The sequence below is a fragment of the Nocardioides pini genome (genome assembly GCF_026712185.1).
Classification (GTDB): Bacteria; Actinomycetota; Actinomycetes; order Propionibacteriales; family Nocardioidaceae; genus Nocardioides; species Nocardioides pini.
Genome location: NZ_JAPPUX010000004.1, coordinates 102,854 through 126,285 on the forward strand (window position 1 = coordinate 102,854; position 23,432 = coordinate 126,285).

The 23,432-nt window shown below is 70.6% G+C and carries 21 protein-coding genes; 2 read left to right on the forward strand and 19 right to left on the reverse strand.

Annotated features, from left to right (window positions below):
• Window positions 1–36 precede the first annotated feature (36 nt).
• From NYO98_RS13840 to NYO98_RS13875, 8 genes are all read right to left on the reverse strand, one after another.
• Window positions 37–1,368: an ABC transporter ATP-binding protein gene (locus NYO98_RS13840; RefSeq protein WP_268112325.1), complete on the reverse strand. Its 1,332-nt coding sequence runs from the start codon at window positions 1,366–1,368 to the stop codon at window positions 37–39.
• Complete coding sequence (locus NYO98_RS13845; protein WP_268112326.1) at window positions 1,365–2,462, reverse strand: ABC transporter ATP-binding protein; 1,098 nt, start codon at window positions 2,460–2,462, stop codon at window positions 1,365–1,367. The genes NYO98_RS13840 and NYO98_RS13845 overlap by 4 nt, the downstream gene beginning before the upstream one ends.
• Window positions 2,459–3,469, reverse strand: a complete 1,011-nt coding sequence (locus tag NYO98_RS13850) for an ABC transporter permease (RefSeq protein WP_268112327.1) — start codon at window positions 3,467–3,469, stop codon at window positions 2,459–2,461. Before NYO98_RS13850 ends, NYO98_RS13845 begins: the two co-directional genes overlap by 4 nt.
• Window positions 3,470–3,596: 127 nt before the next feature.
• Entirely contained in the window at window positions 3,597–5,375 is a 1,779-nt protein-coding gene (locus tag NYO98_RS13855; RefSeq protein ID WP_268112328.1) for an ABC transporter substrate-binding protein, read from the reverse strand.
• Window positions 5,376–5,438: 63 nt separating this feature from the next.
• Window positions 5,439–6,473, reverse strand: coding sequence for an ABC transporter permease (locus NYO98_RS13860; protein WP_268112329.1), 1,035 nt, complete (start codon window positions 6,471–6,473; stop codon window positions 5,439–5,441).
• 170 nt (window positions 6,474–6,643) lie between these two features.
• Window positions 6,644–8,437, reverse strand: a complete 1,794-nt coding sequence (aspS, locus tag NYO98_RS13865) for an aspartate--tRNA ligase (RefSeq protein ID WP_268112330.1) — start codon at window positions 8,435–8,437, stop codon at window positions 6,644–6,646.
• A complete protein-coding gene (gene hisS / locus NYO98_RS13870) occupies window positions 8,434–9,798 on the reverse strand; it encodes a histidine--tRNA ligase (RefSeq protein WP_268112331.1) in 1,365 nt (454 codons plus the stop codon). The genes aspS and hisS overlap by 4 nt, the downstream gene beginning before the upstream one ends.
• A complete protein-coding gene (locus tag NYO98_RS13875; protein ID WP_268112332.1) occupies window positions 9,795–10,493 on the reverse strand; it encodes an MBL fold metallo-hydrolase in 699 nt (232 codons plus the stop codon). The genes hisS and NYO98_RS13875 overlap by 4 nt, the downstream gene beginning before the upstream one ends.
• A 112-nt stretch (window positions 10,494–10,605) precedes the next feature.
• Between NYO98_RS13875 and NYO98_RS13880 the strand changes: the two genes are divergently transcribed.
• Window positions 10,606–11,868 carry a DUF349 domain-containing protein gene (locus NYO98_RS13880; RefSeq protein ID WP_268112333.1) on the forward strand — a complete coding sequence of 421 codons (1,263 nt, stop codon included), beginning with the start codon at window positions 10,606–10,608 and terminating at the stop codon, window positions 11,866–11,868.
• A gap of 301 nt (window positions 11,869–12,169) precedes the next feature.
• On the opposite strand, the gene NYO98_RS13885 is transcribed toward NYO98_RS13880, so the two are convergent.
• From NYO98_RS13885 to pdxT, 9 genes are all read right to left on the reverse strand, one after another.
• Window positions 12,170–14,458, reverse strand: a complete 2,289-nt coding sequence (locus tag NYO98_RS13885) for a RelA/SpoT family protein (protein WP_268112334.1) — start codon at window positions 14,456–14,458, stop codon at window positions 12,170–12,172.
• Window positions 14,459–14,514: 56 nt separating this feature from the next.
• Window positions 14,515–15,063 (reverse strand): adenine phosphoribosyltransferase, encoded by a 549-nt coding sequence (locus NYO98_RS13890; RefSeq protein WP_268112335.1) that lies wholly within the window; start codon window positions 15,061–15,063, stop codon window positions 14,515–14,517.
• Window positions 15,056–15,352 (reverse strand): preprotein translocase subunit YajC, encoded by a 297-nt coding sequence (gene yajC, locus NYO98_RS13895; RefSeq protein ID WP_268112336.1) that lies wholly within the window; start codon window positions 15,350–15,352, stop codon window positions 15,056–15,058. The genes NYO98_RS13890 and yajC overlap by 8 nt, the downstream gene beginning before the upstream one ends.
• Window positions 15,353–15,420: 68 nt before the next feature.
• Window positions 15,421–16,533 (reverse strand): Holliday junction branch migration DNA helicase RuvB, encoded by a 1,113-nt coding sequence (gene ruvB / locus NYO98_RS13900; protein WP_268112337.1) that lies wholly within the window; start codon window positions 16,531–16,533, stop codon window positions 15,421–15,423.
• A gap of 16 nt (window positions 16,534–16,549) precedes the next feature.
• The gene (gene ruvA / locus NYO98_RS13905; RefSeq protein WP_268112338.1) at window positions 16,550–17,152 is read right to left on the reverse strand and encodes a Holliday junction branch migration protein RuvA; all 603 of its coding nucleotides are present in this window, start codon (window positions 17,150–17,152) and stop codon (window positions 16,550–16,552) included.
• Window positions 17,149–17,718: a crossover junction endodeoxyribonuclease RuvC gene (gene ruvC, locus NYO98_RS13910; RefSeq protein ID WP_268112339.1), complete on the reverse strand. Its 570-nt coding sequence runs from the start codon at window positions 17,716–17,718 to the stop codon at window positions 17,149–17,151. The genes ruvA and ruvC overlap by 4 nt, the downstream gene beginning before the upstream one ends.
• A gap of 209 nt (window positions 17,719–17,927) precedes the next feature.
• Window positions 17,928–18,962 carry a type IV toxin-antitoxin system AbiEi family antitoxin domain-containing protein gene (locus NYO98_RS13915; RefSeq protein WP_268112340.1) on the reverse strand — a complete coding sequence of 345 codons (1,035 nt, stop codon included), beginning with the start codon at window positions 18,960–18,962 and terminating at the stop codon, window positions 17,928–17,930.
• Window positions 18,963–19,169: 207 nt separating this feature from the next.
• Window positions 19,170–19,955, reverse strand: a complete 786-nt coding sequence (locus NYO98_RS13920; RefSeq protein ID WP_268112341.1) for a YebC/PmpR family DNA-binding transcriptional regulator — start codon at window positions 19,953–19,955, stop codon at window positions 19,170–19,172.
• 34 nt (window positions 19,956–19,989) lie between these two features.
• Complete coding sequence (pdxT, locus tag NYO98_RS13925; protein ID WP_268112342.1) at window positions 19,990–20,586, reverse strand: pyridoxal 5'-phosphate synthase glutaminase subunit PdxT; 597 nt, start codon at window positions 20,584–20,586, stop codon at window positions 19,990–19,992.
• 45 nt (window positions 20,587–20,631) lie between these two features.
• Here pdxT and NYO98_RS13930 point away from each other — a divergent pair, with 45 nt between their 5' ends.
• The gene (locus tag NYO98_RS13930; RefSeq protein WP_268112343.1) at window positions 20,632–21,777 is read left to right on the forward strand and encodes a serine hydrolase domain-containing protein; all 1,146 of its coding nucleotides are present in this window, start codon (window positions 20,632–20,634) and stop codon (window positions 21,775–21,777) included.
• Window positions 21,778–21,822: 45 nt separating this feature from the next.
• Here the strand turns inward: NYO98_RS13930 and pdxS are convergent, their stop codons facing one another.
• Window positions 21,823–22,743, reverse strand: coding sequence for a pyridoxal 5'-phosphate synthase lyase subunit PdxS (gene pdxS, locus NYO98_RS13935; protein WP_268112344.1), 921 nt, complete (start codon window positions 22,741–22,743; stop codon window positions 21,823–21,825).
• 65 nt (window positions 22,744–22,808) lie between these two features.
• Window positions 22,809–23,432 carry a phosphatidylinositol phosphate synthase gene (gene pgsA / locus NYO98_RS13940; RefSeq protein WP_268112345.1) on the reverse strand — a complete coding sequence of 208 codons (624 nt, stop codon included), beginning with the start codon at window positions 23,430–23,432 and terminating at the stop codon, window positions 22,809–22,811.

The window sequence follows — 23,432 nt, forward strand, 5'->3', positions numbered from 1 at the left end:
GCCGGTGAGTATCCCCCGACGCCGTCGGGGTGCTCCTCAGACCCCCGTCGTGTGCTTCGACTTGAGGTCGTACCAGGTGTCCTCGTAGCCCGGGATGGTGAGCTGCTTGTTGGTGGGCGTGGCCCCGGGCACCGGGGTGCCCTGGTCGTCCACACCGAGCAGGTCGGTGGTCACGGGCGTGGCGGGGTGGGCACCCAGCTCGCCGGCGAAGTGGCAGGCCACCTTGTGGCGCTGGCCGATCTGGAGCAGCGGCGGCTCGACCTTCGCGCAGATCTCCTGGGCGAACTGGCAGCGGGTGCGGAACCGGCAGCCCGAGGGCGGGTTGATCGGGCTCGGCACGTCGCCCTCGAGACGGATGCGCTCGCGGCGCCCGCCGATGGCGGCCTGCTTCACGTCGGGCACCGCCGAGAGCAGCGCCTGCGTGTAGGGGTGGTGCGCGTGGCCGTAGATCGTGTCGCGGTCGCCGATCTCCACGATCTTGCCGAGGTACATCACCGCCACCTCGGGGCAGAAGTGCCGCACCACCGCGAGGTCGTGGGCGATGAAGAGGAAGGCGATGTCGAACTCGCGCTGCAGGTCCTGGAGCAGGTTGACCACCTGCGCCTGGATCGACACGTCGAGCGCGGAGACCGGCTCGTCGGCGACCAGGAGCTTGGGGTTGAGCGTGAGGGCCCGGGCGATGCCGATGCGCTGGCGCTGGCCACCGGAGAACTCGTTCGGATAGCGGTTGTAGTGCTCCGGGTTGAGCCCCACCACCTCGAGCAGCTCCTGGACCCGCGGCAGGATCTTGTCCTTCGGCACGATCTTGTGGACCGCGAGGGGCGAACCCACGATCGTGCCGACGGTGTGACGCGGGTTCAGCGAGGTGTAGGGGTCCTGGAAGATCATCTGGACGTCGCGACGCAGCGGCCTCATCTCCGAGTTGGAGAGCTTGGCCAGGTCCTTGCCCTCGAACATCATCGACCCGCCGGTCGGCTTGTAGAGGCGGGTGATGAGCCGGCCGGTCGTGGACTTGCCGCAGCCGGACTCGCCGACCAGGCCGAGCGACCCTCCGCGCGGGACCTCGAACGACACGCCGTCGACGGCCTGGACGTGTCCGACGGTCCTCCGGATGAGTCCCGAGGACTTCACGGGGAAGTACATCTTCAGGTTGTCGACCGAGATGATCGGCTCAGCGAGGGGGTTGAGCGCGGTGGCGGCGTGCCCCAGCTCGGCCAGCTCGTGGAAGTCCAGCGGCGCCTTCACCACCTCGTGGTCGTCCACCACGTCGGGTGCGTGGTGGGACAGGTCCCGCTCCCCCGTCTCTGCCGCGTTGGCGCCGATCTCGCTGGCGTCGATCCCCACCTTGGCGTTGGGGTCCTGGCTCATCGGGTCTCCTCAGCGAGGTCGGGGGCGATCTCCGGAAGCACTTCCGTCAGGTAGATCTCCTCGGGATTGGGCAGGTGGCACCGCTTGAGGTGGCCGGCACGGTTGCTGGCCGGCGTCAGCTCGGGCAGCTCCGTGAAGCAGAGGTCGCCCGGCACCTTGTCCCGGTGCGAGCAGCGGGGATGGAACGAGCAGCCCGACGGGGGGCGCAGCAGGCTGGGCGGGTTGCCCGGGATCGGGATGAGGCGCGCGTCCGTGGAGGCACCCACCTCGGGGATGCTGGAGAGCAGACCCCACGAGTAGGGCATCTCGGGACGGGTGAGGATCTCCTTCGTCGTCCCGAACTCCACGCAGCGCCCGGCGTACATCACGAGCACGTCGTCGGCCATCTCGGCGATGACCCCGAGGTCGTGGGTGATGATGATGACGGCGGAGTTGAACTCGCGCTGCAGGTCCTGGAGCAGGTCGAGGATCTGCGCCTGCACCGTCACGTCGAGTGCCGTCGTGGGCTCGTCGGCGATCAGCAGCGACGGGTCGTTGATCAGGCCCATCGCGATCATGACGCGCTGCCGCATGCCGCCGGAGAACTGGTGGGCGAAGTCGTCCACGCGGCGGTCGGGCTGCGGGATGCCGACCCGGTCGAGCATCTCGATCGCCTTGCGACGGCCGTCTCGCTTGGATGCCTTCGGGTGGTGCATGGCGTACGCCTCGGCGAGCTGGTCGCCGACGCGGTAGAACGGGTGCAGGGCCGCCAGGGCGTCCTGGAAGATCATCGCCATCGCGTTGCCGCGGAGCTTGCGCATGCGGCTCTCGGACAGCCCGACGATCTCGGTGCCGCCCAGGCGGATGGAGCCGGAGATCTCGCTCGACTTGGCGTCGTGCAGGCCCATCACCGCCATGCTGGAGACCGACTTCCCGGAGCCGGACTCACCGACGATGCCGAGTGTCTTGCCCAGCTCGACCGAGTAGCTCAGCCCCTTCACGGCCTGCACCGGCCCGTCCTGGGTCGGGAACGTCACCGTGAGGTCCTCCACCTGGAGGTACGGCCCGTCGACGTCGGTGGGTGACGACGCGGAGGAGGGGGACGTGATGGTCAAGAGAGCCTCACTCGGGGGTCCAGAACGCTGTAGATGACGTCGACGACGATGTTGGAGATGATCAGGACGGCGGCGCCGAACAGGGCGGTGGCGGCGACCACGGGCAGGTCACGCTGGTTGACCGCCTGCAGGGCCCACAACCCGATGCCGTCGATGTTGAAGATTCGCTCGGTGAAGATCGTACCTGCGAGCAGGGTGCCGAACTCGATGCCGAAGATCGTGATGACGGGCACCAGCGCGGAGCGCAGGGCGTGCTTGTAGACGACGGTGTTGTCCCTCAGGCCCTTGGCCTTGGCGGTGCGGATGTAGTCCTCGTTGAGCACCTCGACCATCGACCCACGCGAGTAGCGGGTGTAGGTGGTGCATCCGAACGCTCCCAGCGCGAACCAGGCGAGGGCCATCCCGGAGAACCACTTGGCTGGGTTCTCGGTGATCGGGAAGTAGCCGGTCTCCGAGAAGAGCGGTATCTCCCAGCTGATGGTCAGGAACAACCACGTCAGGAGGGCGAAGAGGTAGTAGGGGATGGACGAGATGACCAGGAAGCTCGAGACGAGCGCCTTGTCCGTCACTGTCCCCCGTCTTCGGGCCGCGGCCACACCGATGGGGATGCCGAGGGTCAGGTAGAGGAACGCGCCGCCGATGGCCACCGAGAACGTGGCCGGCATGCGGTCCTTCATCTCCTCGAACACCGGGGCCTTGGTCCGGTAGGAGTACCCCAGGCACGGGGCCGGGCACTCGAAGACCTTGGTGCTGCCGAACTGGATCTCGCGCCCGGCCACGACACCCTTCATGAACGTGCCGTACTCCTCGTACCACGGGTTGTTGAAGCCGAGGTTCTCGCGGAACACCTCGAGGCGCGCGGGGGTGCAGCGGTTGCTGGTGTCCCGGTCGCAGATCGTCTGGGCGGGCTCCGAGGGTCCGTACCAGAAGAGCAGGAACACGCTCATCGAGATGAGGAACAGGACCACCACGCCCGAGAGCAGGCGCTTGACGACATAGGCGAACACGAGGATTTCCCTCCGGGGGTTGTGAGCAGCTGTCGGCACGGCCGACACACGGTGGTGTGGGGGCCCCGGTCGACGGGGCCCCCACACCGAGGTGGAGCAGGATCGGCTCAGTCAGCCGATCCCAGGATCACTGAGCGACGTAGAGATCCTTGTAGTTGGGAGCGCCGAGGGCACCGTCACCGGTCGGGTTCCCGATCTTCTCGCCGAAGGCGAACAGGTCGTTGCGGAACGCGGTCGGGATGATCGGGTAGTACTCGGTCTCGATCTCCTCGTCGAGGGCACCCCAGGCGTCGGGCTGGTCCTCGAGCGGCATGGTGCCGATCTCGTCCATCTTGGCGTCAGCCGACTCCTCCGAGAAGAACGCCGTGTTGTAGGTGGCGCCCGTGCGGAGCAGGGCCGGGATCATCGTGGAGCCGGACGGCCAGTCCGAGCACCAGTTGACACCGCGGAGGTTGAGCTTCTTGTTGATCTTGTTGTCCGGGTCGGTCCAGATCGTGTAGAGCGAGGTCTCGATCGGCACGGGGTAGGACGTGACCTTGAAGCCGGAGTCGGTGAGACCCTTCTCGATCTGCTTCTGAGCAGCCTCGGTGGTCGGCGAGCCGGTGTTGTAGGCCATGTGGATCTCATAGCCCTCCTCGCCGGCCTCGGCCAGGATCTCCTTCGCCTTCTCGGGCTGGTAGGTGATCTGCTCACCGTCGACCTGGTAGTCGGACTTGCCCGCCATGCCGGGAGGCATGATCGAGTTCGCCGGGACGCGGGTCACGCCGGGAACCTCACCGGAGGCCTGCCACACGCTCTCGTACGGGTAGGCGTACGCCAGGGCCTTGCGGATCTCCGGCGTGGTCTTCTCGTAGTCGGGCGCCCAGAAGCTGGTGCACTGAGCGGACTGCTGCACGAGGCGGTCGCCGAGGTCCTGGTTGAACTTGGCGTAGTTCTCGGCCGTGATCTGGGTCGCGAGGGACGTCTGCGACTCGGTGTTGCCGCTGAGCATCAGCTCGTCGGTCTGGGTCGGGTCAGCAGCGAACTTGAAGACCCACTTGTCGGCGTACTGGTGACGGGCCGGGTCGGAGTCGGCCACCCAGGCGTCGTTCTTGACGAGCACGAGCTCCTCGCTCGGGCGGAACGACTCGACCTTGTAGGGGCCGGTCGACAGCGGGCTGCGGCCGTACTCCGGCGGGTCAGAGACCTTGCCGAGCGGGGACGGGCCCATCGCCATGAAGGCGCCCCAGTAGTCCATGTCCGGGAACGGCATGGACATCTTGATGGTCACCGTGCGGGCGTCCTCGTCGAACGTGATGCCCTTGTAGTCCTTGCCCTTGTCGGTGTAAGGACCCTTGTACTTGTCGGCGTCGAGGAAGTAGTGCGTGGAGTACTCGGTGCCGGGGCCCGACGGGAAGGCGGTGGAGTCGAGCGAGCGCTCGATGCCCCAGGCGACCTCCTCAGCGGTGATCGGCTTGCCGTCCTCCCAAGTGGCGTCGTCACGGATCGTGAACGTCCACTCGGTGAAGTCGTCGTTGGGCTGGCCCAGGTCGGTCGCGAGGTCCGGGACGAGGACCATCTCGCCGGTCTCGTTGTCGCGGGCGTACTGGGTCAGCGACCGGTGCGTGAGCGCCTGCTGGATCGAGTTGCCCGTCACCGACCAGCCGTTGGTCGGGTCGAGGTCCTCCGGGCCCGGGTCGTCCGGCAGGTACACCGTGATGGTGCCACCGGCCGAAGCACCCTCGACCTCGGGCGCGGGGCCCTGGCGCTCCGCGTCCTTGGCAATGGTCTCCGAAGCATCCTTGAAGCCCTGGTCGCCACTGGCGCCGCCGGTCTCGTCGTCGTTCCCGCCGCCGCCGCCACAGGCAGCGAGGGTGACGAGCGCGGCACTGGTGGCGAGTGCTGCCGCCGCCTTGGTCCGTCTCATTGTCCAGCCTTTCGTTGTTGTTCGCACACCGGAGCGCCCGGGGTGACGTGTGTGGGTTCCGCCTCAGCGGCGGGTCTTGGGGTCGAACGCGTCACGAACCGCGTCGCCCAGGAGGTTGAGCGAGAGCACCAGGGCCACCACGCCGATCAGCGGCTGCCAGAGGAACGCGGCGTAGTTGCTCCAATAGGGCACCGCGTTGGCGATCGTCTGCCCCCACGAGGCGCTGCCCGTGACGCCGATGCCGAGGAACGCGAGGCCGGCCTCCGCCGCCACGAACGCGGGCAGCATCAGCGAGATGCTGATGACGATCGGTGCCGTCAGGTTGGGCAGGAGCTCCTTGAACAGGATGCGCCAGGTGGGCATGCCCAGCACCCGGGCCGCGTGGATGAACTCACGCTCGCGCAGGGAGAGCACCTCGCCGCGGATCAGGCGGGCGACCGTCATCCAGCCGAACATCGACAGGATGAGGATCAGCGAGCCGATCTGGATGGTCTCGTAGCTGTCGCTGGTGCCGAAGCGGTCGATGATGATCGGGGCGATCGTCAGCGCGGCGAGCAGGAACGGGATGGTGAGGAAGAAGTCGGTGATGAACGACAGGATCTTGTCGACCACACCACCGGCGAACCCGGAGACCAGGCCGACCACGATGCCGACCACGGACGAGAAGAGCGTCGCCGCGCCGGCGATCAGCAAGGACGTGCGGCACCCGTAGACCCAGTGGGCCAGGTTGTCCGCGCCGGTGCGCGGCGCGAGGCCGAACGGGTGCTCGGGGTCGAACGAGTGGAACGGCGGGCCGGTCTTCGGGTAGCCGACGCCCGGCTCGGCGAAGTTGCACTCCAGGACGTCGCACGCGGTGACCGTGTCGAGGCTGACGCCGAACGCCTTGGCGATCAGGTCGGCGAAGATCGCCACCAGGATGAAGAAGAGCACGACCGCCGCGCAGACCAGGGCGATCTTGTCGCGGCGCAGCCGCGCCATGGCGATCTGGAACGGCGACTTGCCGGAGATCTCCTTGGCCTGCGCGCTGTTGGGATCGGTGATCTCCGGTTCGTCGCTGAGCGAGCCCAGGGTCTCAGGCCCCGTCGCTTGTGCCGACATTCTCTCCCCATCAGGTTCGGGTCCGGTGCTGTCCGGCGGGCCCTCCGGGGACCGCGCCGAACGGGACTCTATGTGACCCACGACGCGTGGACGATCACTGACGGGTAACGATCCCGTTACGACGCGTTGTCCCGGACGTCACCGTGACGCCCGGGCAAACGTGCGGAGGATCACTCCCCCGGCGGGACGTCCTTCACCGGTGAGGCGTCGACACCGGCTTCCTTGCGCTGCTCCGGGGTGATGGGGGCAGGCGCCGCCGTGAGCGGGTCGTAGCCGCCCCCGGACTTCGGGAAGGCGATGACGTCGCGGATCGAGTCCGTGCCCGCGAGGAGGGCCACGATGCGGTCCATGCCGACGGCGATGCCGCCGTGCGGGGGCGCCCCGAACTTGAAGGCGTCGAGCAGGAAGCCGAACTTCTCCTGCGCCTCGTCCTCCGACAGGCCCATCACCGCGAACACGCGCTTCTGGATGTCGCCGCGGTGGATACGGATGGACCCGCCGCCGAGCTCGTTGCCGTTGCAGACGATGTCGTAGGCGTAGGCCAGGGCGCTGCCGGGGTCGGTGTCGAAGGTGTCGAGGTACTCGGGCTTCGGGCTGGTGAAGGCGTGGTGCACCGCCGTCCACGCACCCGCGCCGACGGCGACGTCGCCGCTGGCGACCGCGTCGGAGCTCGGCTCGAAGAGCGGCGCGTCGACGACCCACGTGAAGGCGAACGTCGAGTCGTCGAGCATCCCGCCGCGGCGGCCGATCTCGAGGCGGGCGGCGCCGAGCAGCGCACGGCTGCTCTTGGCCGGTCCAGCGGCGAAGAAGATGCAGTCGCCCGGCTCGGCGCCCACGTGGGCGGCGAGGCCGTCGCGCTCGGCGTCGGTGAGGTTCTTCGCGACCGGGCCGCCGAGCTCGCCGTCCTCGGCGATCGTGACGTAGGCCAGGCCCTTGGCGCCGCGCTGCTTGGCCCAGTCCTGCCAGGCGTCGAACTGGCGACGCGGCTGGCTGCCGCCGCCCGGCATCACGACGGCGCCGACGTAGTCGGCCTGGAACACCCGGAACGTGGTGTCCTTGAAGTAGTCGGTGCACTCGACGAGCTCGAGGCCCATCCGGAGGTCGGGCTTGTCGGACCCGTACTTCGCCATCGCCTCGGCGTACGTCATCCGCGGCAGCGGCCGCTGGATGGTGTGGCCGGCCTGGGCCCACATGGCCTCCAGGACGTCCTCCATCAGCTCGATGACGTCCTCCTGGTCCACGAAGCTCATCTCGATGTCGAGCTGGGTGAACTCCGGCTGCCGGTCGGCGCGGAAGTCCTCGTCGCGGTAGCAGCGCGCGATCTGGTAGTAGCGCTCCATGCCGCCGACCATGAGCAGCTGCTTGAAGAGCTGGGGGCTCTGCGGCAGGGCGTACCAGCTGCCGGGCGCGAGGCGCGCGGGCACGAGGAAGTCGCGGGCGCCCTCGGGCGTGGACCGCGTCAGCGTGGGGGTCTCGACCTCGACGAAGTCGCGCGCGTCGAGCACGTCGCGGGCGGCCTTGTTGATCTTGCTGCGCAGGCGCAGGGCGGCGTTGGGACCGGAGCGGCGCAGGTCGAGGTAGCGGTGCTTGAGGCGGGCCTCCTCGCCGACCTCGCCGCCCTTGTGGCCGGACGCGTCGTCGATGGGGAACGGCAGCGGGTCGGACGCCGAGAGCACCTCGACCTCGGTCGCGACCACCTCGATCTCGCCGGTGGCCAGGTTGGGGTTCTCGTTGCCGGCCTTGCGGGCCACGACCTCGCCGGTGACCTTCAGGCAGAACTCGCTGCGGAGGCTGTGCGCGACCGCCTCGTCACGTACGACGACCTGCACCACGCCGCTGGCCTCGCGCAGGTCCAGGAACGCGACCCCGCCGTGGTCGCGTCGCCGCGCCACCCACCCGGCGAGCGTGACGGTCTGGCCGACGTCCGTGGCGCGCAGGGCGCCGGCGTCATGGGTGCGGATCACTTGTCTGTCTCCTCGTTGCTGGTGGTGCTGGTGGCGGTGCTGATGATGGTGGGTCGGTGGTCGGCCGCGGGCGGGGACCAGGTGGCCGGATCGGCCTCGACCTGGTCCCCCGAGCGGATGTCCTTGACCTGGCTGGTGCCGTCGGCCTGGACGAACCACACGTAGGGGATGCCGCGCCGCTCGGCGAAGCGGATCTGCTTGCCGAACTTCGCCGGTGACGGGGCCACCTCGCACGCGATGTCCCGCGAGCGCAGCGCGGCGGCGACGCGGGTGCTGGCGGCACGGTCGTCCTCGTTGTTGAGGGCGACGAGGACCACGCTCGGCACCGGGCGGCTGCCGGACAGGACGCCGTCGGAGATGAGCGGGACGAGGGTGCGGGAGACGCCGAAGGACACGCCGACCCCGGGATAGGTCGTCCGCCCGTCGCTGGCGAGCGCGTCGTAGCGCCCTCCCCCGCCGACGGACTTCAGGCGCTCGTAGCCCTCCATGAAGATCTCGACGACGGTGCCGGTGTAGTAGTCGAGGCCGCGCGCGATGCGCAGGTTGGCCTCCACCCCGACGCGGTCGCCCGCGACGGCGCGGCAGCCCTCCACCACGGCCGCCAGCTCGTCGAGGCCCTGGTCGAGCAGCTCGTCGCTCACCCCGAGGGCACGGACCTGCTCGACGAACGAGGCGTCCTCGACGCGGATGGTGGCGAGCTCGAGGCAGCGCTGCGCCTGCTCGGGCGTCGTACCGACCCGCTCGACGAGGAGCTTCGCGACCTCGTCGGCCGGGAGCTTGTCGAGCTTGTCGATGACACGGATCGCGTCGGTGACGTCGTCGATGCCCAGGCCGCGGTAGAAGCCCTGGATGAGCTTGCGGTTGTTGAACTGGAACGACACCCGCGGGATCGGCAGCCGGCCGAGGGCGTCGACCATCACCGACATCACCTCGACGTCGTGGTGGAAGGGCAGCTCGTCGCGACCCACGATGTCGACGTCGGCCTGGGTGAACTGCCGGTAGCGCCCCTCCTGGGGCCGCTCGCCGCGCCAGGCTGGCTGCACCTGGTAGCGCCGGAACGGGAACTCGAGGTGGCCGGCGTGCTCGAGGACGTAGCGCGCGAACGGCACCGTCAGGTCGAAGTGGAGGCCGAGCTCGGCCCGGGTGTCGGGCTCGGCGGCGATGCGCTGGAGGACGTAGATCTCCTTGTCCACCTCACCGCCCTTCGCCAGCCGCTCGATCGGCTCGACGACCCGCGTCTCGATGTTGGTGAAGCCGTGCAGCTCGAAGGTGCGCGACACCGAGGCGATCACCTCGCGCTCGACGGCGCGCTGCGCAGGCAGCAGCTCGGGGAACCCGCTCAGCGGGGCGATCTTGCTCATCGGTTGCTCACCTGGGGGTCCTGGGGAAGGTCGAGGAGGAAGGGGTTGGTGGCGCGCTCACGGCCGATGGAGGTCTGCTCGCCGTGGCCGGGGAGCACCACGATGTCGTCCGCGAGGGGCAGGACCTTGTCGGCCAGGCTGCGCAGCATCGCGGCGTGGTCGCCGCCGGGCAGGTCGGTGCGGCCGATGGAGCCGGCGAAGAGGAGGTCGCCGGAGAACATCAGCTCGGAGACGTCCTGCTGGGCGTACGGCGTGCGGAACGTCACCGATCCCTCGGTGTGGCCCGGGGTGTGGTCGACGACGAACCTCAGCCCCGCGAGCTCGAGCTCGGCGAGGTCGGACAGCTCGCGGACGTCGTCGGGCTCCGCCCACGAGTGGTCGCCGCCGAGCAGCATCCGGGTCGTCTCCGGGCTCATCCCGGCCATCGGGTCGGAGAGCAGGTGCCGGTCGGACGGGTGGATCCACGCCGTCGCGTCGTAGGTGCCCGCCACGGGGGCGACGCACCACATGTGGTCGACGTGGCCGTGGGTCACGAGCACGCTGACCGGCTTGAGACGGTGCTCGCGCACGACCTGGTCGACACCGGCGGCGGCGTCCTTGCCCGGATCGATGACCACGCACTCCGACCCGGGGCCTGTCGCCACGACGTAGCAGTTGGTCCCCCACGGTCCGGCGGGGAAGCCGGCGATGAACACGGGCGTCAGTCCTTGCTGGTCGTCGCTGGTCGACCGGGCGGGCGGCCGGTCGTCTGCTTGTCGGTGGGAAGCCTACCGAGGGCCGTCCGGGCCATGACTACGATGGGCGACCATGAGCGCCGACAAGCAGTCCCGAGACGACTCGGCCCAGGGTGAGCAGCCCTGGGGCCGGGTGGCCGAGGACGGCACCGTCTATGTCCGAACCGCCGATGGCGAGCGTCCCGTGGGGTCCTACGAGGCCGGCACGCCAGAGGAGGCGCTGGCGTTCTTCACCAAGCGCTACGACGAGCTCGAGGGCAAGGTCCACCTGCTCGAGCAGCGGGTCGCGTCGGGCCGGCTGGCGCCCGAGGAGGCCACCTCGTCGGTGAAGGCGCTGCGCGAGCAGGTCACCGACGCCCACGCGGTGGGTGACCTCGTCTCCCTCGCCGCCCGCCTCGACGCGCTGGCCCCGGTGATCGCCGTCCAGCGGTCGGCGCGCAAGGAGGAGCGGGCGCAGAAGTCCGCTGAGTCCAAGGCGGCCAAGGAGAAGCTCGTGGCCGAGGCCGAGCGGCTCGCCGAGGGCACCGACTGGCGCAACGGCGCCAACCGGCTCCGCGAGCTGCTGGCGACGTGGAAGGAGCTCCCCCGGCTCGACCGCGCCACCGACGACGCGCTGTGGCGCCGGTTCTCCACCGCGCGGACGACGTACACCCGCCACCGCAAGGCGCACTTCGCCGAGGAGCACGAGCGCCGCGACTCCGCGCGCGTCGTCAAGGAGCGGCTCGCCAAGGAGGCCGAGGCCCTCTCCACCTCGACCGAGTGGGGCCCGACCGCCGGCCGGTACCGCGACCTGATGCGGGAGTGGAAGGCCGCCGGCCCCGCGCCGCGGGAGGTCGACGACCAGCTCTGGCAGCGCTTCCGCGGTGCCCAGGACACGTTCTTCGGTGCCCGCGACGCGGCCAACGCCGCGCTCGACCAGGAGTTCGCGGCCAACGCCGAGGTCAAGGACGCCATCCTCGTCGAGGCCGAGGCGCTGGTCCCCGTGACCGACCTCGAGGCCGCCAAGAAGACCTTCCGCGAGCTCGCCGACCGCTGGGACGCCGCCGGCAAGGTCCCCCGCGACCGGATGAAGGAGCTCGAGGGCCGGATGCGGAAGGTCGAGCAGGCCATCCGCGCGGTCGAGGACGAGCAGTGGAGCAGGAGCGACCCGGAGAAGTCCGCGCGCGCCGACGACATGATCGGCAAGCTCGAGGCCGGCATCGCCGAGACCCAGGCCAAGCTCGACAAGGCCTCCGCCGCAGGCGACGACCGGCGCGTGAAGGACCTCGAGTCCGAGCTCGCCAACAAGCAGGCGTTCCTCGACATGGCCAGGAAGGCCGCCGCCGACTTCGGGTGATTCGGCGCTCGCTCCGCTCGCGCGTGTCCGCTCGCTCGTAACCCGGTCGTTCGTCGTCACGCCTTCGGCTCCTCCGCTTCGCTCCCCCGCCTTGACGTTCCTCCTGCACTCCCGGGCGCTCGCGGACCTCACCTCATGCGCCTCGACCCACGCGCTCGGCGCCCGACGTCGTCTGGACTGACGAGCGAGCAAGCGCGACGAGCGCAGCGAGACAGCTTTCGAGCGAGGAGGGAAGACGACGTCCTCAGGGGCGCCGAGCACGCGCGAGCGGAGCGAGCGCCAACAACACCGCGAGCGCCAATCAAGCCGTGACGCGGTAGGCGTCGAAGACGCCCGGGACCGCGCGCACGGCGCGCAGCACGCCGTCGAGGTGGGCCGCGTCGGCCATCTCGAAGGAGAAGCGGCTCTTGGCCACCCGGTCGCGGGTGGTGGACAGCGTGGCGCTGAGGATGTTCACGTGGGCGTCGGAGAGCGCCATCGTGATGTCGGACAGCAGGCGGGCGCGGTCGAGGGCCTCGACCTGGATGTTGACGAGGAACGTCGACTGCGACGTCGGCGCCCACTCGACCTCGAGCACCCGCTCGGGCTGGCCGAGCAGGCTCGAGGCGTTGGTGCAGTCCTTGCGGTGCACCGACACTCCCCCGCCCTTCGTGACGAACCCGAGGATCGGGTCGGGCGGCACCGGGGTGCAGCACTTGGCGAGCTTGACCCACAGGTCGTCGACGCCCTTGACGATCACGCCGGAGTCGGTCGGGCCGCGCTTCGTGGCGGTCCGCGACCGGCCGGTGATGGTGACGCCCTCGGCGAGGTCCTCCTGGGCCCCCTCGTCGCCGCCGTGGAGGTCGATGACGCGGCGTACGACGGCCTGCGCGCTGAGGTTGCCCTCGCCGACCGCGGCGTAGAGGGCGGACACGTCGGCGTGGTGGAAGTGCTCGGCGACGAGCGCCAGCACGTCGTGGGTCATCAGCCGGTTGAGGGGCAGGCCCTCCTTGCGCATGAGCTTGGCGATCTGGTCCTTGCCGCGCTCGATCGCCTCCTCACGGCGCTCCTTGGTGAACCACTGGCGGATCTTGGAGCGGGCGCGCGGCGACTGGACGAAGTTCAGCCAGTCGCGCGAGGGGCCCGAGGTCGGCGACTTGGAGGTGAAGACCTCGACGACGTCGCCGTTGTCGAGCGTCGACTCCAGCGGCACGAGGCGCCCGTTGACCCGGGAGCCGATCGTGTGGTGGCCCACCTCCGTGTGCACGGCGTAGGCGAAGTCGACCGGGGTCGCACCCATCGGCAGCGGGATCACGTCGCCACGCGGGGTGAAGACGTAGACCTGCTGCTGGTTCATCTCGAAGCGCAGGGACTCCAGGAACTCGCCCGGGTCCTCGACCTCGCTCTGCCAGTCGAGCAGCTGCCGCAGCCAGGTCAGGTCGTCCTTGTCGCCGAGTCGGTCGGTGTCGACGCCGGCCTTGGTGTTCTCCTTGTACTTCCAGTGCGCGGCGACGCCGTACTCGGCGCGGCGGTGCTGGGCGAAGGTGCGGATCTGCACCTCGACCGGCTTGCCCTGCGGGCCGATGACCGTCGTGTGGAGCGACTGGTACATGTTGAACTTCGGCATCGCGACGTAGTCCTTGAACCGCCCCAGGACCGGGTTCCACCGGGAGTGGATCACGCCGAGGGCGCTGTAGCAGTCGCGGTCCTCGTCGACGAGGATGCGGATGCCGACCAGGTCGTAGATGTCGGAGAAGTCGCGGCCGCCGACGATCATCTTCTGGTAGATCGAGTAGTAGTGCTTGGGCCGGCCGGTGACCTTGGCGTTGATCCGGGCGGTCTTGAGGTCCTGCTCGATCTCGGCGACCACCTCGGCGAGGAACTGGTCGCGCGACGGCGCGCGCTCGGCGACCATGCGCACGATCTCGTCGTAGATCTTGGGGTGCAGGGTCGCGAACGCGAGGTCCTCGAGCTCCCACTTGAGGGTGTTCATGCCGAGGCGGTGGGCCAGCGGGGCGTAGATGTCGAGGGTCTCGCGGCTCGAGCGCTCCTGCGAGGCGGCCGGGACGTAGCGCAGGGTGCGCATGTTGTGCAGCCGGTCGGCGAGCTTGATGACCAGCACCCGGATGTCGCGCGACATCGCCACGATCATCTTGCGGATCGTCTCGGCCTGCGCCGACGCGCCGTACTGCACCTTGTCGAGCTTGGTGACGCCGTCGACGAGCAGCGCGACCTCGTCGCCGAAGTCGGCGCGCAGGGCGTCGAGGGTGTACGGCGTGTCCTCGACCGTGTCGTGCAGCAGCGCCGCGACGAGCGTCGGCTCCGTCATGCCGATGTCGGCGAGGATCGTGGTCACGGCGAGCGGATGGGTGATGTAGGGGTCACCGCTCTTGCGCATCTGGCCGGTGTGCCACTTGTCGGCGACCGCGTAGGCGCGCTCGAGGAGTGCGAGGTCGGCCTTCGGGTGGTTGGCGCGCACGGCCCGGAACAGGGGCTCGAGGACCGGGTTGGAGGAGGGCGGGCGAGTGCCGACCCGGGCGAGCCGGGCCCGCATGCCGCGCGCGCTGAGAGGTGCCTTGGCGTCCTGCGCGGGTGCCTGCTCCTCTGCCATTGGCCCAGTCTAGTGAGCCGCCGGGCGTTGCCGCGCCCGGAGTGGGCCGGATGTGGTCAGATCGTGAGGAGCGTGGCGATCGGGAGGTCGCCGGTGACCGACCGCGGGTCGAGGAACGACAGCTCCATCAGCACCGACGCGCCGGTCGCGACGCCGCCGCAGGCCTCGATCAGCTGACGCGTCGCGACGGCGGTGCCGCCGGTGGCCAGCACGTCGTCGACCATCAGGACGCGCTCCCCCGGGGCGATGGCGTCGCGGTGCACCTCGAGCGTCGCCTCCCCGTACTCGAGGGCGTACGACACCGCGTGGGCGGCGCGGGGCAGCTTGCCGGCCTTGCGCACCGGCACGAAGCCGATGCCGAGGGCCAGCGCCACCGGCGCCGCGAGGATGAACCCGCGCGCCTCCATGCCGACGACCTTGTCGACGACGACGGTGCCGTGGTCGTCACGGCCGGCGGCGGCCAGCGCCGTGATGATCGCGGAGAACGCGTGGTGGTCGGCGAGGACGGGCGTGATGTCCTTGAACGTGACGCCCTTCTCCGGCCAGTCGGGCACGTCGACGGTCAGGCGCTGCAGCGCCTCCTGGGCCGTACGACGGTCAGGCATCGTCGCGGGTCTCGGGACCGGGCTCGGCCAGCGGCTCGTCGACCTTGGCGATCGCGGCGCGGGCGATGTCGATCTGGGTGCCGGGGGCGATCTCGAGGCGGGCGCGGTCGTCGGCGAGGGAGACGACGGTGCCGAAGATGCCCGAGGACATCATCACGCGCTGGCCGACCTGGATGCTCTCCTGGAGGCGGACGACCTCCTGCTGCCGGCGCCGCTGGGGGCGGACCACCATGAACCAGAACAGGGCCAGGATGGCCACCAGGGGGAGAAGGGCAGCGAGGTCGTTCACGGTCGGGGCTCTCCTGGAGGGGTCGGGTGCGGGAGCGCGTGGAGTCTACGCGGGTGCCCCGACGGGCCTCACACGTCGTCGAACAGCGGGGCGTCGAGCGCCGAGTCGACGGTCGGCATCGGCGGCGGGGCGAGGCCGAGGTGGTGCCACGCCGCGGGCGTCGCCACCCGTCCGCGGGGCGTGCGGGCGAGCATGCCCATCCGGACCAGGAACGGCTCCGCGACCTCCTCGACCGTCTCGCGCTCCTCACCGACCGCGACCGCCAGGGTGGAGACGCCGACCGGCCCTCCCCCGAACCGCCGGCAGAGCACGTCGAGCACGGCGCGGTCGAGCCGGTCGAGACCGGACTCGTCGACCTCGAACAGGTCGAGCGCCGCCTGCGCCACCGGCAGGCTCAGCACGCCGTCGGCGCGCACCTGGGCGTAGTCGCGGACCCGGCGCAGCAGGCGGTTGGCGATGCGGGGGGTGCCGCGCGAGCGCGAGGCGATCTCGCTGGAGCCGTCCGTGGTGAGGTGCACGCCGAGCAGCCCGGCGGAGCGGTGCACGATCTGGTCGAGCTCGTGGGGCTCGTAGAACTCGAGGTGGGCGGTGAAACCGAAGCGGTCGCGCAGCGGGCCGGGCAGCAGACCCGCGCGCGTGGTGGCGCCGACGAGGGTGAACGGCGGGATCTCCAGCGGGATCGCGGTCGCTCCGGGCCCCTTGCCGATGACGACGTCGACCCGGAAGTCCTCCATCGCCATGTAGAGCATCTCCTCCGCCGGTCGCGACATCCGGTGGATCTCGTCGACGAAGAGGACGTCGCCCTCGTTGAGGCCCGACAGGATCGCGGCGAGGTCGCCGGCGTGGGTGATCGCGGGGCCGCTCGTCAGGCGCAGCGGGGTGCCCATCTCCGCGGCGATGATCATGGCGAGGGTGGTCTTGCCGAGCCCGGGCGGACCCGACAGCAGCACGTGGTCGGGCGCCCGGCCGCGGCGTCGGGCCGCCTCGAGCACCAGTCCCAGCTGGTCGCGCACGCGCGCCTGCCCGACCACCTCGTCGAGCGTCCTGGGACGCAGCGCCGCCTCGACCGCGCGCTCGTCGCCGTCGGCCTCCGCGTCGGTCAGGCGCTCGAGGTGGCCGAGCTCGGCACCGGTGAGCTCGACCTCGTCGTAGGTGTCCTCGTCGGTGTCGTCCCAGTTCATCGTCGCCCCGCCCGCCTCAGGCCCTGCTCAGGGTGCGGAGGGCGGCGCGCATGAGGGCACCGACGTCGGGGGCGTCGCCGGCGTCGGGCGCGACGGCCTCGACCGCCCTCTCCGACTCCTTCGCCGACCAGCCGAGCCCGACCAGGCCCTGGTGGACCTGGTCACGCCACGCGTCGGTGGCGGGTGCGGCCGAGGTGGCCGGGTGGTGCGCGCCGACCGGCGGGCCGATGCGGTCCTTGAGCTCGAGGATGATGCGCTGGGCGCCCTTCTGCCCGATGCCCGGCACGCGGGTCAGCGCCTTGACGTCCTCGGTCGTGATGGCCCGGCGCACGTCGTCGGGGCTCATCACCGCGACGATGGCCTGCGCGACCTTGGGCCCGACGCCGGACGCGGTCTGGACGATCTCGAAGACCTGCTTCTCGTCCTCGTCGAGGAAGCCGAAGATGGTCAGGCTGTCCTCGCGCACGACCATGCTGGTGGGCAGCGTCGCGGGCCTGCCGACGCGGAGCGTGGCGAGGGTGCCGGGCGTGCACATGAGCTCGAGGCCGACGCCGCCGACCTCGAGGACGGCGCTGGACAGGGTGACGGCGGCGACCTCGCCGCGGACGAAGGCGATCATCGGGTCCTCATCGTGGTCTGCTGCTGGTGGGCCCGCGTCTGCGCGCGGACCTGTGCCCGGGCCTGCGCTGCGGCGGCCTCGAGCCGGGTGTTCGCCGACCCGCGCCAGACGTGGGTGATGGCCAGGGCGAGCGCGTCGGCCGCGTCGGCGGGCTTCGGGAGCTCGGCCAGGCGCAGGATGCGGACGACCATCGCCCCCACCTGGGCCTTGTCGGCGCGCCCGTTGCCGGAGACGGCCGCCTTGACCTCGCTCGGGGTGTGCATGGCGATGGGCAGCCCGCGCCGCGCGGCGACGACGAGCGCGATGCCGCTGGCCTGGGCGGTGCCCATGATGGTGCTGGAGTCGGAGCGGGCGAAGACCCGCTCGACCGCGACGGCATCGGGTCGGTGCTCCTCGATCCAGGCGTCGAGGCCCTTCTCGATGGTGACCAGCCGCTCGGCGACGGGCAGCGAGGCGCTCGTGCGCACCACGCCGACGTCGACCATCGTCAACGGCCGGCCGACGCTGCCGTCGACCACGCCGACCCCGCACCGGGTGAGGCCGGGGTCGATGCCGAGCACGCGCACGCCACTCCCCTTCCGCCGCCTCGTCCGAACATGTGTTCGTGCGCCCACGCTAACCCGCGCCGGGGGCGCGACGTCGTACGACACGCGCGGCGCGCCCGGCTCCCGTGCCTCCCTGACCTCGTCCCGTCCCGCCTTTCGCCCGGCCTGAACCGCTGTAACGCCGGGTTATTGCAGGTACCCACGGGGGTGCTCGGGGGTGGGTAGGTCAACTAACGCGACGTTACAGCGGATCGCGGCAGGACGACCCGGGGGCGGCGGCGGGCCACTCGGTAGGGAGCCAGGTCGGCGATGTCCGTGCCGAACCGGGCGCAGGTGTCGGCGTACTCGCGCGCGGCTCGGGCGAGCGCAGCGCGACGACCGGCGAAGAGGTCGGCGTAGCTGAGCCGGCTGATGCCGAGCTTGAAGCCGGTCAGGAAGTCGTGTCGCTGCTTCTCCTCAGCGAGCACGACAGCAGGCTCCTTCCCGCTCGGGTTGCCCTCCGCGTACTTCAGCGACCCATCGGCCTCGAACAGGTGCCGGGCCACGCGGAGGTCGGCGAACGCCGTCTGGTGACCGTCGGTCAGGCCGAACTGCAGGTCCGGACGCCCGATCCCGAGCTCGAGGACGAAGTCGCGCACGAGCGACTCGAGGTAGGACTCGGCCAGGGGATCCGCGTGCTCGACGCACCACCGCACACATCGAGTGTGGGGCCACCAAGCCATCGTCGACAGCACGTCGAGCAGGTCGGACCGTGCCACTCCTGCACGGAGGGCGACATCGCAGGCGGCGAGTCCGTGAGCGCGACCGTGCTCGCGCGCCATGTCGAGCGCGGTCCTTGCGCGATCCAGCAGGGTCAGGTCGTCGACGTGCGTGAGGTCTGCGTCCCGGAACGGCGCGAGGTGGTGCTTGACCCCGGCCCGGACGGCGTCTCCGTGGACCTTCGTCCGGGTGACGTGGACGAGCGCCGAGCGGGGGTCGGGAGCGCCCATCCCCAGGACGATCGACGCCGAGTCGTGGCTGAAGGCATAGTCCCGCGAGGTGAGCGCCAGCCCGGCCGCGCGGATCCTCAGCGTCGGTTGCGCGCGGTAGGGGTCGAGGGACGACCAAGCCTCCGAGTCGACGTACACCCCGCGGCGGAGGCGCACGAGGCGACCGCCTTCACGCAGGCGACGGACGTCGTGCGGGTCGAGGCCCGCGCGGCTCAGCTGGGCGGCGGTGATCAGGCCGTGCTGCTCGCCCATGAGGGCGACGGCGGGTAGGTACATGCACACACCGTCCGAGCCCCGGCGGGCATGCGGCCACCAGTCCGCGGCGTGCCTGTGGACGCGCCGCATCGGCGACGCGCTGTGGACGGACGGTGGCCCGCGGCCGGCGCTGTAACGCCGGGTTAGCCGGGGTACCCACGGTGGAGCACCACATGGGGTACCCGCACTAACCCGGCGTTACAGCGGGAGAGAGGGGGCGCAGCCGGGTCAGGCGTCGGCGGTCTCGAGCTCGGCCATCACGTCGGCGGGGATGTCCACGTTGGTGAAGACGTCCTGCACGTCGTCGAGGTCCTCGAGCGCGTCGACGAGGCGGAGCACCTTGCCGGCACCGTCGGCGTCGACGGGGATCTCGAGGCTGGGGACGAACTCGACGTCGGCGGAGTCGTAGTCGATGCCGGCCTGCTGGAGCGCGGTGCGGACCGCGACGACGTCGGTGGCCTCGCTCTGCACCTCGAAGGCCTCGTCGAGGTCGTTGACCTCCTCGGCGCCGGCGTCGAGGGTCGCCTCGAGGACGTCGTCCTCGGTGACCTCACGGACGGTGCCGTCGTGGTCCTGCGACTTCGGCACGACCACGATCCCCTTGCGGGTGAACAGGCGCGAGACCGAGCCGGGGTCGGCCATCGTGCCGCCGTTGCGGGTGACCGCGGTGCGGACCTCCATCGCGGCGCGGTTCTTGTTGTCGGTGAGGCACTCGACGAGGAAGGCGACACCCTGCGGGCCGTAGACCTCGTAGGAGATGCCCTGGTAGTCGACGCCGCCGGACTCGGCACCGGAGCCGCGCTTGACCGCGGAGTCGATGTTCTTGTTGGGGACCGAGCTCTTCTTCGCCTTCTGGATGGCGTCGTAGAGGGTCGGGTTGCCGGCCGGGTCGCCGCCGCCCTGCTTCGCCGCCACCTCGATGTTCTTGATGAGCTTGGCGAAGAGCTTGCCGCGCTTGGCGTCGATCGCGGCCTTCTTGTGCTTGGTCGTTGCCCACTTGGAGTGGCCTGACATGAGTCCCTCTATCCGTCGCTTCGTCTGTACGTCGTCAGGCCGAGCGCACCAGGTCCACGAACATGCCGTGCACCCGGCCGTCGCTGCCGACCTCGGGATGGAACGAGGTCGCCATCAGGGGGCCTTGACGGACCGCGACGATCCTACCCGCGGCCGGGCCGTCCTCCACCCGGGCCAGCACCTCGACGTCGTCGTCGACCGCCTCGACCCACGGGGCGCGGATGAACACCGCCCGCACTTGGTCGGCCAGCCCCTCGACGTGGAGGTCCTCCTCGAAGGAGTCGACCTGGCGGCCGAAGGCGTTGCGCCGCACCGTGATGTGGAGGCCGCCGATCGTCTCCTGGCCCACCGCGCCGTCCTCGATGCGGTCGGCGAGCATGATCATCCCCGCGCAGGTCCCGAAGGCGGGCAGGCCACCGCGGACGGCGTCGCGCAGCGGCTCGAGCAGGTCGAAGATCCGGGCCAGCTTGACCATCGTCGTGGACTCTCCACCCGGGATGACGAGGCCGTCGCACGCGGCGAGCTCGGCGGGACGGCGTACGGAGATCGGGTCGGCACCCAGCGAGCGCAGGACCGTGAGGTGCTCGCGCACGTCGCCCTGGAGGGCGAGCACGCCGATGGTCGGATTCACGAACGCCGATCCTAGGACCGTGGTGCCGCCGTAGGCTCACGCCCCATGAGGCTCCCCCGTCCGGCCCTTCTGGGCGCCGTCCTGCTCGCCCTCGCTCTCACCGCCGGCGGCACCACCGCGAGCACCGCCGACGCCGTCGACGAGACCGCCGCTCACCCGGCACCCGACGCCCGCACCGTCGAGGGATGGCCGGTCGCGACCCCCGCGCGCATGGGCCTGCGCGGCAAGGCCGTCCGGCGCGGGGCGGCGGAGGCCCGACGGCTCGACTCGACCTGCTTCGCGGTCCTGCGCCGGGGCAGGCTGGTCGGTGACTGGAGCTGGCAGCTGCCGCGCGAGGAGCCGCGCGAGGTCTTCTCGATCACCAAGTCCGTGACGAGCACGCTCGTCGGCATCGCGGTGCGCGACGGCGACCTGCGCCTCGACGACCCGGTCTCGACCTACGTGCCCCAGTGGCGCGGCACCGCGTCGGAGTCGGTCACGGTGCGCAACCTGCTCTCCAACGACAGCGGCCGCTTCTGGTCGTTCCAGTCCGACTACGCCGACCTGCTGGCGGCGCGGAGCCGCACCAGGTACGCCGTCTCGCTCCCGCAGCAGTACGCCCCCGGCAGCGCGTGGGCCTACAACAACGCCGCCATCCAGGTGCTCGAGCCGGTGCTGGAGGAGGCGACGGGGATGCCGGTGGCGAGGTTCGCCCGGAAGCGGCTCTTCGAGCCGCTCGGCATGACCCGCACGTCGTTCATCACCGACCGCGCGGACGACGCGGCCGTGTTCTACGGCCTTCGCACGACGTGCCTCGACATCGCCCGGCTCGGCCGGCTCTACCTCGACGGCGGCACGGTGGGCGGCCGGCGCATCCTCGACGACTCCTACATCCGACGCGCGGTCGGCGAGTCCTCGACGGTCCACAACGCGGCCTACGGCTACCTCTGGTGGCTCAACCGTCCCGGCGCCCTCCGCGGGGCGACCGACCCGGTCGACGCACAGGGCCAGCCGCTGCGGCCGGTCACCGGGCAGCTGGCACCGTCGGCGCCCGTCGACGTCTTCGCGGCGCTCGGCTTCGGCGGCCAGGTGCTGCTCGTCGACCCGTCCTCGCGCACCATGGTGGTGCGCCTCGGCCTGCCCGCACAGCCGGGCGCGGAGGCGTACGGCTTCGGCAACGCCGCCCGCGTGCTGACCCGCGCCCTGCGCTGAGGGGGGTGGGAGCCGCGGCGGCCGGTGGACCGCCGCGGCCCCGCGTCACCAGCCGCGCTCGGCCAGGCGGTGCGGCTGCGGGATCTCGTCGACGTTGATGCCGACCATGGCCTCGCCGAGGCCGCGGGAGACCTTGGCGACCACGTCGGGGTCGTCGTGGAAGGTCGTGGCCTTCACGATGGCCTCGGCCCGCTGGGCCGGGTTGCCGGACTTGAAGATGCCCGACCCGACGAAGACGCCCTCCGCGCCGAGCTGCATCATCATCGCGGCGTCGGCCGGGGTGGCGATGCCGCCCGCGGTGAAGAGGACGACCGGCAGCTTGCCCGCGGCCGCGACCTCCTTGACCAGCTCGTAGGGGGCCTGCAGCTCCTTGGCCGCGACGTAGAGCTCGTCCTCGGACATGCTGTGCAGGCGACGCAGCTCGCCGCCGATGGTGCGCATGTGCATGACCGCGTTGGAGACGTCACCGGTGCCGGCCTCGCCCTTGGAGCGGATCATCGCCGCGCCCTCGGTGATGCGGCGCAGCGCCTCACCGAGGTTCGTGGCACCGCACACGAAGGGAACGGTGAAGGCCCACTTGTCGATGTGGTTGGTGTAATCGGCCGGGGTGAGCACCTCGGACTCGTCGATGTAGTCGACGCCGAGCGACTGCAGCACCTGCGCCTCGGCGAAGTGGCCGATGCGGGCCTTGGCCATCACCGGGATCGATACGGCCTCGATGATCCCGTCGATCATGTCGGGGTCGCTCATCCGGGACACGCCGCCCTGGGCGCGGATGTCGGCCGGGACGCGCTCGAGCGCCATCACGGCGACCGCGCCGGCGTCCTCCGCGATCTTGGCCTGGTCGGGGGTGACGACGTCCATGATCACGCCGCCCTTCAGCATCTCGGCCATGCCGCGCTTGACGCGGCTCGTGCCGTGCTCGAGGGGGGTGTCGACAGCCGTCTCGGGAGTGTGCTCAGCCATGCCTCGATCGTAGTGCGGGCTCATCCGAAAGGATGCATCGCCACCACCGATGGTCGAGGGCCAGATCAGGCCTGCGAGGCGGCGCGGGCGAGCGCCTGCCGCCACACGACCCAGATGCGCTGCGCGACGGTGACGGTGGCCGCGATCGCGAGGGCCCAGAGGGCGACCTCGAGCAGGATCCAGAGGTCGAGGAGGTCGGCGAAGAACGCCGGCACGAGCATCCCCACGAGGCGGTCGGGCCGCTCCGCGATGCCGACCTTGGCGTCGTACCCGAGGTGGTCGGCCTTGGCGCGGGCGTACGACGTCACGGCGCCCATCACGAGGATGACGAGGCACAGCCACAGGTAGAGGTGGCTCTCGCGCTCCCAGGCGAAGAAGAGCGCCAGCCCGGCGAACAGCGCGCCGTCGGCGACCCGGTCGAGCGTCGAGTCGAGGAAGGCGCCGAAGTCGTCCTTGCGCCCCACCTTGCGGGCCATCGCCCCGTCGACGAGGTCGCTGAAGACGAAGGCGGTGATGAAGAGGACGCCCTCCCACACCATGCCGCGGGGGAAGAAGAACAGCGCGCCGAAGCTGACCCCCAGCGTGCCGACCAGCGTCACCACGTCGGGGCTGATGCCCAGGCGGATGAACAGGTTGATGAAGGGCGCGAGCATCACGCCCTGCCAGAACTGCTTGAACCGATCGAGCAC

Excerpts from the sequence above, each read along its gene's own strand:
- NYO98_RS13840 (WP_268112325.1), bottom strand. The coding sequence starts at position 1,368 with ATGAGCCAGGACCCCAACGCCAAGGTGGGGATCGACGCCAGCGAGATC.
- NYO98_RS13855 (WP_268112328.1), bottom strand. The coding sequence starts at position 5,375 with ATGAGACGGACCAAGGCGGCGGCAGCACTCGCCACCAGTGCCGCGCTC.
- NYO98_RS13860 (WP_268112329.1), bottom strand. The coding sequence starts at position 6,473 with ATGTCGGCACAAGCGACGGGGCCTGAGACCCTGGGCTCGCTCAGCGAC.
- hisS (WP_268112331.1), bottom strand. The coding sequence starts at position 9,798 with ATGAGCAAGATCGCCCCGCTGAGCGGGTTCCCCGAGCTGCTGCCTGCG.
- NYO98_RS13880 (WP_268112333.1), top strand. The coding sequence starts at position 10,606 with ATGAGCGCCGACAAGCAGTCCCGAGACGACTCGGCCCAGGGTGAGCAG.
- NYO98_RS13885 (WP_268112334.1), bottom strand. The coding sequence starts at position 14,458 with ATGGCAGAGGAGCAGGCACCCGCGCAGGACGCCAAGGCACCTCTCAGC.
- NYO98_RS13890 (WP_268112335.1), bottom strand. The coding sequence starts at position 15,063 with ATGCCTGACCGTCGTACGGCCCAGGAGGCGCTGCAGCGCCTGACCGTC.
- ruvB (WP_268112337.1), bottom strand. The coding sequence starts at position 16,533 with ATGAACTGGGACGACACCGACGAGGACACCTACGACGAGGTCGAGCTC.
- ruvA (WP_268112338.1), bottom strand. The coding sequence starts at position 17,152 with ATGATCGCCTTCGTCCGCGGCGAGGTCGCCGCCGTCACCCTGTCCAGC.
- NYO98_RS13915 (WP_268112340.1), bottom strand. The coding sequence starts at position 18,962 with ATGTACCTACCCGCCGTCGCCCTCATGGGCGAGCAGCACGGCCTGATC.
- NYO98_RS13920 (WP_268112341.1), bottom strand. The coding sequence starts at position 19,955 with ATGTCAGGCCACTCCAAGTGGGCAACGACCAAGCACAAGAAGGCCGCG.
- NYO98_RS13930 (WP_268112343.1), top strand. The coding sequence starts at position 20,632 with ATGAGGCTCCCCCGTCCGGCCCTTCTGGGCGCCGTCCTGCTCGCCCTC.
- pdxS (WP_268112344.1), bottom strand. The coding sequence starts at position 22,743 with ATGGCTGAGCACACTCCCGAGACGGCTGTCGACACCCCCCTCGAGCAC.